Below are 10,163 nucleotides of genomic sequence, written 5' to 3' on the forward strand. Positions count from 1 at the left end.
ACCATCTGGACATTCTCCAGCTTCAATATCGAAGCCATAAACAGAATTTCAAGCATTCTTACCAAGCTACACAGTGAGAACCGGGGAACCGAAATGCTGGACATCCTGCGAATTCTATATGATGTTGCAGGCATGGAATTCCCGGAGGACGTGGATCTGCTGGCAACCCACCCGGAGGCCCGGCAATACTTCCTGTTTTCCTTCCTGCTGGACATGGACGATTTTTTGCAGGATTTCATGGCTGAGGCAGTTAGAGAATAAAAAAATATAATGGGAAAAGTCTGTCTGTTTGCAGGTGTGAAGCGAGCGTTTGTTTCCCTCATCCACCGTTATATCTGCTGGCTAGTGAAATATCCGTTGAAAAAGATAGATTAATGTGTTCAGGCATGTCTATTTTACTCAGTGTGAAGCAAATTAAGACTGGGCAATGAAAGAGAATGCTGGTTTTGATCCAGCGTTCTCTTGATTTAATAGGAATCTGTAAAGAATTCGTTTGATTTTATGGACTTAAAAACAAAATATTTCAAAATATTTAACAAACTTATTGCCTTTATTCGTTTCTTCGTATATAATAAAACAAATTGGCAAATTTTCTCTGTGAGGTATCGGAGAATGGAATATATTACGGCAAAAGAAGCCGCAGAAAAATGGAATATATCTCAACGCAGAGTTCAGGTTTTATGTGAGCAGGGGCGGGTGTTAGGTGCTGTGCGATTAGGATGGGCTTGGGCAATTCCAAAAGAAGCAGATAAACCCGTAGATGCTCGCATAAAAACAAAACCAGAAAATCAAAGATAAAATTATTATTATTTGTGTGGTGAGAATATGGACAAAAGATCCCTTACTGAACAAGAGATACGTACACGGTTTATTACTCCGGCTATTAAAGCCGCAGGATGGACTAATATTCAAGTGCGCGAAGAATATGCTATTACAAAAGGGCGTATTATTGCCCGCGGCGGGTCTTATAAGAGAGATAAGGCCAAATATGCTGATTATGTCCTTTTCTATAAACCACACATCCCTCTTGCCATAGTTGAAGCAAAAGATAATAACCATACAATTTCAGATGGAATGCAGCAAGCATTGGAATATGCTGAGCAATTGCGCGTTCCGTTTGTTTTTACATCGAATGGTGACGGGTTTACTTTCCACAATCGTAACAGCGAAGATAATAATCGAGAAACGGTTTTATCTCTTTCGGAGTTTCCCTCCCCTGAAACACTGTGGGAGATGTATAAACAATATAAAAATATTGATGAAAAGCAGGAAAAGATTATTACAGAACCTTATTATGTCGAGAGGCTTGACAAACAGCCACGATATTATCAATTGAATGCAATTAACCTTACTGTTGAATCTATTATTAAAGGAAATAATCGAGTGCTGCTGGTTATGGCAACAGGAACCGGAAAAACATATACTGCATTTCAGATCATATGGAGACTGTGGAAAGCTGGTATAAAAAAGCGAATTCTTTTTCTTGCCGATCGAAATGCTCTTATTGACCAAACTTATGCAAATGATTTTGCCCCTTTCAAAGATAAAATGACCATTATCCGCCATCGCCATGTGGACAAATCATATGAAATATATCTGGCTATTTACCAAGGACTTACAGGCGAAGGCGATAAGGATATTTTCCGCCAATTCAGCCCTGATTTTTTCGATTTAATTGTCGTTGATGAATGCCATCGTGGTAGCGCAAAGGCCGATAGTGAATGGCGTGAGGTCTTGGAATATTTTAAATCCGCAACGCAGATCGGCTTAACAGCAACGCCTAAAGAAACAAAAGACGTTTCCAATATTGATTATTTTGGTGAACCGGTTTATACATATTCGTTAAAGCAAGGCATTGAAGATGGATTTTTAGCTCCTTATCGAGTAATTCGTGTATTGCTTGACAAGGATGCTGAAGGATTTCGCCCATATCTTGGACAGACCGACCGCTTTGGAAATATTATAGAGGATCGGGAGTATAACGTAACCGATTATGACCGGGAACTGGTGTTGGAGCAGCGTACCAAAATGGTGGCCAAAGTGGTGTCTAATTACTTGAAGGCCCACAATGCTCGAATGGATAAAAGCATTTTCTTCTGCGTTGATACCGAACATGCAGATCGTATGAGGCAAGCGCTTATCAACGAAAATAGCGACTTGGTAAAAGAAGATGAGCGCTATGTGATGCGAATTACAGGCGATGATGATATTGGCAAAAAACAACTTGACAATTTCCGCGATGTGTCCAGTAGATATCCTGTGCTGGTTACAACATCAAAATTGCTGACGACCGGTGTTGATGTTCAGACAGTCAAGTATATTGTGCTGGATACCAACATTAACAGCATGACTGAATTTAAGCAGATTATCGGGCGTGGTACCCGGGTTCGTGAAGATTTAGGAAAAGCGTTTTTTACTATTTTTGATTTCAGAGATGCAACGCGGCTGTTTGCTGATCCGGACTTTGATGGGCCTTGTGAACAGGATGATGAATTTACACCCGATGAGAACGGCAACATTGATGATCCAACTTCTGATAATGGAATTATCAGAGAGCCTCCCATTGACTACAACATTGATAACGATTCTGAAACCGGCAAACGTAAGAAATATTATGTAGGAGATGTAGAGGTATCCGTTTTAAAGCAAAGAGTTCAGTACATCGATAAAAACGGTAAACTGATTACAGAATCTCTTACTGACTACACGAAACGGAATGTTCTGAATAAGTATGCTACTTTGCATGATTTTTTACGTGTTTGGAATAGCGCGGAACGCAAGCAAGTTATATTAGATGAACTTGCTGAACAAGGTGTCTTAATAGAAGAATTACAGGAGCAAATCGGACGCGAATTTGATCCGTTCGATTTGCTGTGCCACGTTGCATTTGATCAACCTCCTTTGACCAGGCGTGAGCGGGCAAACAAGGTAAAAAAGCGCAATTATTTTGCAAAGTACGGAGAAAAAGCGGCTGCAGTTTTGGATGCGTTGTTGGATAAGTATGCTGATTCTGGAGTTGCCAATTTAGAAAGCATGGACGTTCTAAAGGTCAACCCGATACGGGAATTTGGCACACCGCAATACATCGTCAACAAAATTTTTGGAGGAAAAGATAAATTTAAGCAGGCTATACGAGAGTTAGAGCAAGAACTCTATGTTGCATAATTTTAGGAGGTATGCCAAATGGCTGTATCAAATACGACAAAAGCACTTAAAGACATTATGCGCATTGATGCCGGTATTAACGGTGATGCACAGTACATAGAACAGATAGCATGGCTGTTGTTTTTAAAAGCATTTGATTTTAAAGAAAAAGATTGGGAATTGGAGGATGATTATGTCCCTGTGATTCCCGAGGAATACCGTTGGAGAAACTGGGCAGAAGATGATGAAGGTATTACTGGAGATGCACTGATTGAGCATGTAGAAAATATGTTTCGAGCACTGCGTAATTTGGATGTTTCAGATGGAGATCCACGAAAGTTCCTCGTTCGTGATGTCATGGAGGGTGTCAACAACTTCATGAAGTCGGGAACTCTTTTGCGGCAAGTCATCAATAAAATAAACGCTGATATTAACTTTGAAGAAGTTAAAACTACTCATCTGTTCAATGGCATTTACGAATCCATGTTAAAGGACCTGCAAAGTGCCGGTAAGGCTGGTGAATTTTACACGCCGAGGCCTGTGACCAGATTCGTTGTAGATAAGGTAAATCCTCAATTGGGTGAAATAGTTCTCGATCCGGCATGTGGAACTGGCGGTTTTCTGACCAGTGTCATCGATCGCTTTGAAATAAACACAACTGATGAATACAGGACTTTGCAAAAAACCATCAAAGGTATCGAAAAAAAGCCTTTTCCTTTCCTGCTGTGCGTAACCAATCTGATTGCACATGGTATTGATGTGCCTTTAATTCGACATGACAATACTTTACGTCATCCGGTAGATCAATATCGCCTAGAAGATAAGGTGGATGTTATTGTGACAAATCCGCCTTTTGGTGGTGCAGAGGAAAAAGCCATTTCTCAGTCAGTGCCCGCAGAACTGCGTACTACCGAAACAGCGGATCTATTTTTGGTACATATTATGGCGCTTCTCAAAGACGGCGGACGCTGCGGCATGGTTTTGCCGGATGGATTTTTGTTCGGAACAGGTGTGAAGGCGGCTATCAAGAAAAAGCTGCTGGAGGGAAACAATCTGCATACTATTGTCCGTTTGCCTAAGGACGTGTTTGCACCCTATACCAATATCAATACAAACCTGCTTTTCTTTACAAAAGGGAAACCCACACAGGGTGTATGGTTTTATCGATTGGAAATGCCGCAAGGATATAAGCATTTTTCAAAGACAAGGCCGATGTTGGACGAACACTTTGCACCTGTACACGAATGGTGGAACAATCGTAAAGAGAGCGAAGTTTCTCAATATGTTCCGGTGGAAGATATCATAGCGGCAGAATACAATTTGGATTTCTGTGGTTTTCCTCATGAAACTACGGAAATTTTGCCTCCGGATGAATTTATCACACAATACCGCCAGGAAAAGGCGATTTTAACGGATAGAATTGAGAGTATTCTTGCAAAGATTCAAACAGCCTTAGCCCAGGAGGATGTACAATGAAAGCAGCAGAATTGCGTCAATCTATATTACAAGCTGCGGTTCAAGGAAAACTTGTACCGCAGGATCTCCACGACGAACCGGCTTCGGTTTTGTTGGAACGCATCCATGCGGAGAAAGCGCGCCTGGTGAAGGAAGGAAAGATAAAGAAAGAAAAGCCTCTACCGCCAATCGCGGAAGATGAAATTCCTTACGACTTACCAGAGGGATGGGTTTGGTGCAGGTTATCTGATGTTGGAGAGATTGTTGGTGGATCCACTCCGGATACTTCAAACGCATCTTATTATACTGATCCTGGTAACGGCATTCCATGGATTACGCCGGCAGATATGAAAAATGCTATCGAAAACACAATCTATAGAGGCAAAAAAGATATTACTGCAGATGGATATAACTCTTGTTCTACTAGAATTGTACCAAAAGGAAGTATAATATTTTCTAGCAGAGCACCAATTGGTTTAATTGCTTTTGCCGGAAATGATCTTTGTACTAATCAAGGATTTAAATCAGTGATTCCATATATAATGGACTTAAGAAATTGGATTTATTATTCATTACAAAACAAAACCGAGGATATCATCAATAGAGCTCCAGGAACTACTTTTAAAGAAGTTTCTGGTACATTTATGCAAAAAGAAATTATTCCGCTTCCGCCCTTGGCCGAGCAACAACGCATTGTTGCTAAAGTGAACGAATTAATGACACTGTGTGATGAATTAGAGGCGGCAGAGCAGGAACTGGAAGCTCTGGAGAACCGTTTTGAGGAGTATTTGCCAAAATCTATCCTTCAAGCAGCGGTTCAAGGAAAGCTTGTACATCAGGATCTCCATGACGAACCAGCTTCGGTTTTGCTGGAACGCATCCGTGCTGAGAAAGCACGACTTGTTAAGGAAGGAAAGATAAAAAAAGAAAAGCCTTTGCCGCCTATTACGGAGGATGAAATTCCTTACGACTTACCAGATGGGTGGATTTGGAGTAGATTAGGAGATATATGTTATATTATTATGGGACAGTCTCCTGACGGAACAAGCGTTATAGATAAAAGAAATGTAATAAATGGGATAGAGTTTCATCAAGGTAAGTCGTATTTTTCTGATAAATATTTAAAAAGATCTACTCAAGTTACAACAGATCCTAAAAAGATCGCTATGGAAAATAGTGTTCTATTAGCTGTTAGAGCTCCAGTTGGATCTGTTAATATTACTACAAGGGAAATATGTATAGGACGTGGTTTGTGTGCACTCTTGCCTTTATGTAAAATGACAAGTGATTTTCTATTTTATTTTTTGAAATCTATGGAAGAAGATTTTGTATCTAAAGCCACAGGAACAACATTTATAGCTATTACAGCAGAAACAATAAGAAATCAATTATTTCCTCTTCCACCTCTTGCCGAGCAACAGCGCATTGTTGCCAAAGTAAATGAATTAATGGCATTGTGCGAGGAAATAAAGGCAGTAAAAACCAAACCCATTGAACAAAGGGATACTAACAGGATTATAGACTTTCCGGTGGCAAAACAAGAAGAGCAGCTCCAATTGGCAGCACGCGGTGAAATCAGTAAAAAGCCTTCTGCTGAATTGCTGCAAGCAATTGATGATATGTTCGCGGAGGACGAATGATGTGTGCTGAGAATACCCCAGCGGTTAAGGCAAAATGGGTTTTGGAAACAATGGGCATAAAAGATGTTCCCGCCCTGCATCTTGAAGATATTGCGCATATGGAAAAGATAAAGGTAAAACGATGTGCCTTATCTTCAGAAAAGGATCTGAGCGGGACGCTGATATATAGAGGTGAAAAGAAAGGTATCCTTATCAATACATATATTAATAACATTGGCCGCCATAACTTCACTTTTGCCCATGAGCTTGGTCATTATTTTTTAAAGCACAAACCTCCATATATATCGGACGGAGAGTCAAGTTTCAGATGTTCCAATCAAGACATGGAAGATGTGGTCAGTCATTCCCGTATAGAAACTGAAGCAAATCAATTTGCAGTCGAATTGTTAATGCCGGAGCCACTTTTTAGACCCCTTTTAGCTGGATCTGTCTTTGATTTTACTTTAATGAATAGTTTGGCAAACCAGTTTTATGTGTCTAAACATGCATGCGGAAACAGAATCTTGGATTTCATAAAAGACCCTTATATTCTTATATGCTCAAAGGGGACATCCATTACTGCAATTAAATGTTCAAGCACAGCGAAGGGGTATGGGAAGACAATAAAGAACATTCCCACAGAAAGTCATGCATACAGAGCAATTCGATATCAACAAAATCAAAAACAGTTCTACCTATCGCCGGCTTCAATATGGTTAGGCCATTTTAATAGCAATATTATGGTTTATGAGTGTACAAGGGGAGATTATGAGCACGATGTATCTATGACGATTTTAAAAATAGAGTAGTTGTAAAAATTATTATACACCGAGGATAGTTTAAACAGATGATTTATGTCGATTACAGTGCTGATTGAAGCTATGATTTTGGGTTTATCAGGGTGATTTAATGTTTATTTATGATTACTATATAGAATAATGTCGATAAATCGATGCGTCTATAACACAAAAGAATAGGATATCCATATTTTGCCCATACTGAATCATATAAATTGCTCATATGATGAAGATGAGGTGATAATATGGATGAAAACATAATACTTGATTGGTTATTCTCAGATTTGGATGAATTAATTGATTTTGATGGATACAGAGATATGCAGGAGGTCAAGAAACGTGAAGGAAGAGAGCATATTGAGATTAGCGATAAGTATGGAGGATCAAGCACCGACAACCATTGACAAATACATTTGCCGTTTAGTTGAAAGTGTATTATATGATTCGCCCAAGAGCAGTCTAACTATAACAGAAATATGTGACAATATAGAAAGTAATTTTAATTTACAGTTTGATGTATTAGAAATTGAAAATGCCGTTAAAAGAAAAGCTAGGAATAGGATTATTATAGATAACAAAACATATAGGCTCACTGTAAAAACGAGAGATTTACTCAAAAAACAGCCTGATATGCTCTCCGTTTTGAAAAAATATATAGTTGATTATCGAAAGCATATTAATGCAAATTTTGATGAAAATGATTTCTTAGAATTGATATTAAAGTATTTATATTATTGTTTTAATTCTAATATTAATAATTTTATGAGTCTTTTGCAGCATCAAAATAACATAATCTTAGATACATTTTCTGCATCAAATTATGAAGTTGAGTTAATTAATGGATTTATCTCTTGGGACAATGATGAGAAAAATAAATTTTTGTATTCTATGATATCGTTTAGTTATGAATATTGTATGTTAGCTACAAAAAAAGATTCTTTGCTATCTCAAAAAATTTTTAAAGGTAAGAAATTTATCTTAGATGCAAATATTATTTTTAGAATGGCTGGTATTAATAAGGATGAACGGCAGTATGTGACCAATTCATTTATAAAAAAATGTAAAGAAGTAGGTATTGAATTGTGTTATACAAGTGAAACCCTGTCTGAGTTATACAGGGTTATTAATGGTCAGATTAAGTACATAAAATATATTACACAAAATCAAGAACCGGTAAATTACTCACTAATTCAACAATTAAACAGCAGTGAAGAAATTAACGATTTTTATGAGATTTATTATAAATGGAGTTGTCAACCTCAGAATAAATATAATGATTATATTTCTTTTCAACAGTATTTATTTAGAATGATTCAAGATGTTATTTCAGATATTGCCTATTTGGAGATCCCGAATTACTCGGTTGGTTATAATATAGAATCATTTGATAAGAAAACCGAAAGTCTTAAAAAGTATAAATTGCAGAAAAGACCACAAAAGATGGTATCTGCTGAATCACTTCAAACAGATATCAATAATATTCTTTACACTTTATCACTTCGGAAAAAAAATTATGGACAAAGTTTATGGCAGATAAAAGAGTTTATAGTTTCCGCAGATCAGCTTTTGACGAATTGGGCAAAAGAAGTATTCCCTGGCGTACCAATTGTTGTTATACCAAGCGTATGGCTGTCAATCATTCTTAGGTTTTCAGGGAGAACCGCGGATGATTACAAATCTTACTGTCTGTTTTTAAGTTTAAGACAACATAGAACAGAAGATGATGAAATAAATATTAATCCTGTTATACTCTTGTCAACTATATCTCAAAAAACAATTGATAAAAAAGTAAAAGAAAAAATAATATTAGAAATTATCAACAATAAAGAAGAATATACATTTAATACCAAAGAAGACTACACTATATCCGCAGACAAAGCATTTGACAAAGTTTTATTTGAACTTAAGGCTGAAAACGCACAAATTATTGAAACCTTGAAATTTGAGATGAACAACCAAATTCGTCAAAAAACTAAAGAAAATGATATAGAAAAAGAATTAAAAGCGAAACAAACTCAAGAAGAATTATTAATTAAAATTTCAAAAAAACGTGCATCAGACAAAGTAGCTTGTTTTGAAAATGCAACTCCATTAATTTATATTCTTTGGGGGTTATCTGTATTTCTTTGGATTATGGTTTCACTCATGTTTTTATATCAAATTAATCCAATATACAATTTTATTGTATCTATTTTACCTCCATCTCTTGATTCATTAAGTTTAAAATGGGATTTTGTTAAATGGATTTTGACAATACTGACAGGAGCTATACCAGCTGTTTTGGGAGGAGTTTTGAAGTATTTAGGGTCTAGTGGTAGAAGAGACAAGCTATATAAAAAATACTATAACGAAGCAAAAAAAGCTATTGCAGAAAACAATGGTGTTAAGTGATGTCTCAATATATAGAATTAGAATGTCTTTAGTTATATTGTATAATGCATCGAAATATCGAGATGTAATAATTGTATACATCTACTCTTACAACTTCATCCCAACACATATAGAGACAGTAACAGGAATGCAAAGGAAAGATACTTAGAAATCTTTAAATTTCAGCACTTTGCACGCTATATGACTTTTACGAGAGATGGCGACGATTTCAGGAATAAGGTGTTGAGAGATAAAATTGATGTTTCCGTTGTACTGGACATGGAGTGTGTGGACATGTTTAATGCTTGCGTAGATTAGAGTGTTTAGGCATGTCTATATTACGCAGTGTAACGCAAATTTACAACTGGACAATGATGAGAGAATGTCGGTTTTAGACCGGTGTTCTCTTTTTATATATAAAATGTGTAAAATAAGTAAGAAAGCCGTTTGCTTTATTTATCCATAGAGCAAGCGGCTTTTTTGCGTGAAAGGAGGAAATTCAAGTGCCTAAAGTAATCGCTTTAGCGAACCAAAAGGGCGGCACAGGGAAAACAACAACGGCGGTCAATCTCGGCATCGGCCTTGCGGCACAGGGTAATAAGGTGCTGCTGGTGGACGCGGACGCACAGGGAAACCTGACGGACTCATTAGCCTAAATTCCCGGTAAAATTATAACTATGTTTCCAGATTAATCCCCAAGCTTTCCAAAATATGACTCTGCGGTTTGGTAACCTCCGTAAGGATATGCCCGTACTTGCCTGAATAACGGACTTTAGTC

Annotated in this window: 8 protein-coding genes and 1 pseudogene; all 9 read left to right on the plus strand. The window is 37.4% G+C overall.

Annotation, left to right across the window (positions count from 1 at the left end; translation table 11 throughout):
- The coding region (locus HPY74_17515; protein NSW92432.1) for a hypothetical protein at positions 1–261 on the plus strand (261 nt) is incomplete at its 5' end.
- Positions 262–612: 351 nt separating this feature from the next.
- Positions 613–798 (plus strand): helix-turn-helix domain-containing protein, encoded by a 186-nt coding sequence (locus HPY74_17520; GenBank protein ID NSW92433.1) that lies wholly within the window; start codon positions 613–615, stop codon positions 796–798.
- 27 nt (positions 799–825) lie between these two features.
- Positions 826–3,165: a DEAD/DEAH box helicase family protein gene (locus HPY74_17525; GenBank protein ID NSW92434.1), complete on the plus strand. Its 2,340-nt coding sequence runs from the start codon at positions 826–828 to the stop codon at positions 3,163–3,165.
- Between the two features lie 18 nt (positions 3,166–3,183).
- Complete coding sequence (locus HPY74_17530) at positions 3,184–4,620, plus strand: SAM-dependent DNA methyltransferase (GenBank protein ID NSW92435.1); 1,437 nt, start codon at positions 3,184–3,186, stop codon at positions 4,618–4,620.
- Complete coding sequence (locus HPY74_17535; protein ID NSW92436.1) at positions 4,617–6,239, plus strand: restriction endonuclease subunit S; 1,623 nt, start codon at positions 4,617–4,619, stop codon at positions 6,237–6,239. The genes HPY74_17530 and HPY74_17535 overlap by 4 nt, the downstream gene beginning before the upstream one ends.
- On the plus strand, positions 6,239–7,027 hold the full coding sequence (locus HPY74_17540) for an ImmA/IrrE family metallo-endopeptidase (protein ID NSW92437.1): 789 nt from the start codon (positions 6,239–6,241) through the stop codon (positions 7,025–7,027). The genes HPY74_17535 and HPY74_17540 overlap by 1 nt, the downstream gene beginning before the upstream one ends.
- A gap of 233 nt (positions 7,028–7,260) precedes the next feature.
- Positions 7,261–7,419, plus strand: a complete 159-nt coding sequence (locus HPY74_17545) for a hypothetical protein (protein ID NSW92438.1) — start codon at positions 7,261–7,263, stop codon at positions 7,417–7,419.
- Complete coding sequence (locus HPY74_17550) at positions 7,355–9,406, plus strand: hypothetical protein (GenBank protein ID NSW92439.1); 2,052 nt, start codon at positions 7,355–7,357, stop codon at positions 9,404–9,406. The genes HPY74_17545 and HPY74_17550 overlap by 65 nt, the downstream gene beginning before the upstream one ends.
- Before the next feature lie 482 nt (positions 9,407–9,888).
- A pseudogene (locus HPY74_17555) lies at positions 9,889–10,035 on the plus strand (ParA family protein).
- Positions 10,036–10,163 lie beyond the last annotated feature (128 nt).

The sequence above is a fragment of the Bacillota bacterium genome (assembly GCA_013314855.1).
Taxonomy (GTDB): Bacteria; Bacillota; Clostridia; order Acetivibrionales; family DUMC01; genus Ch48.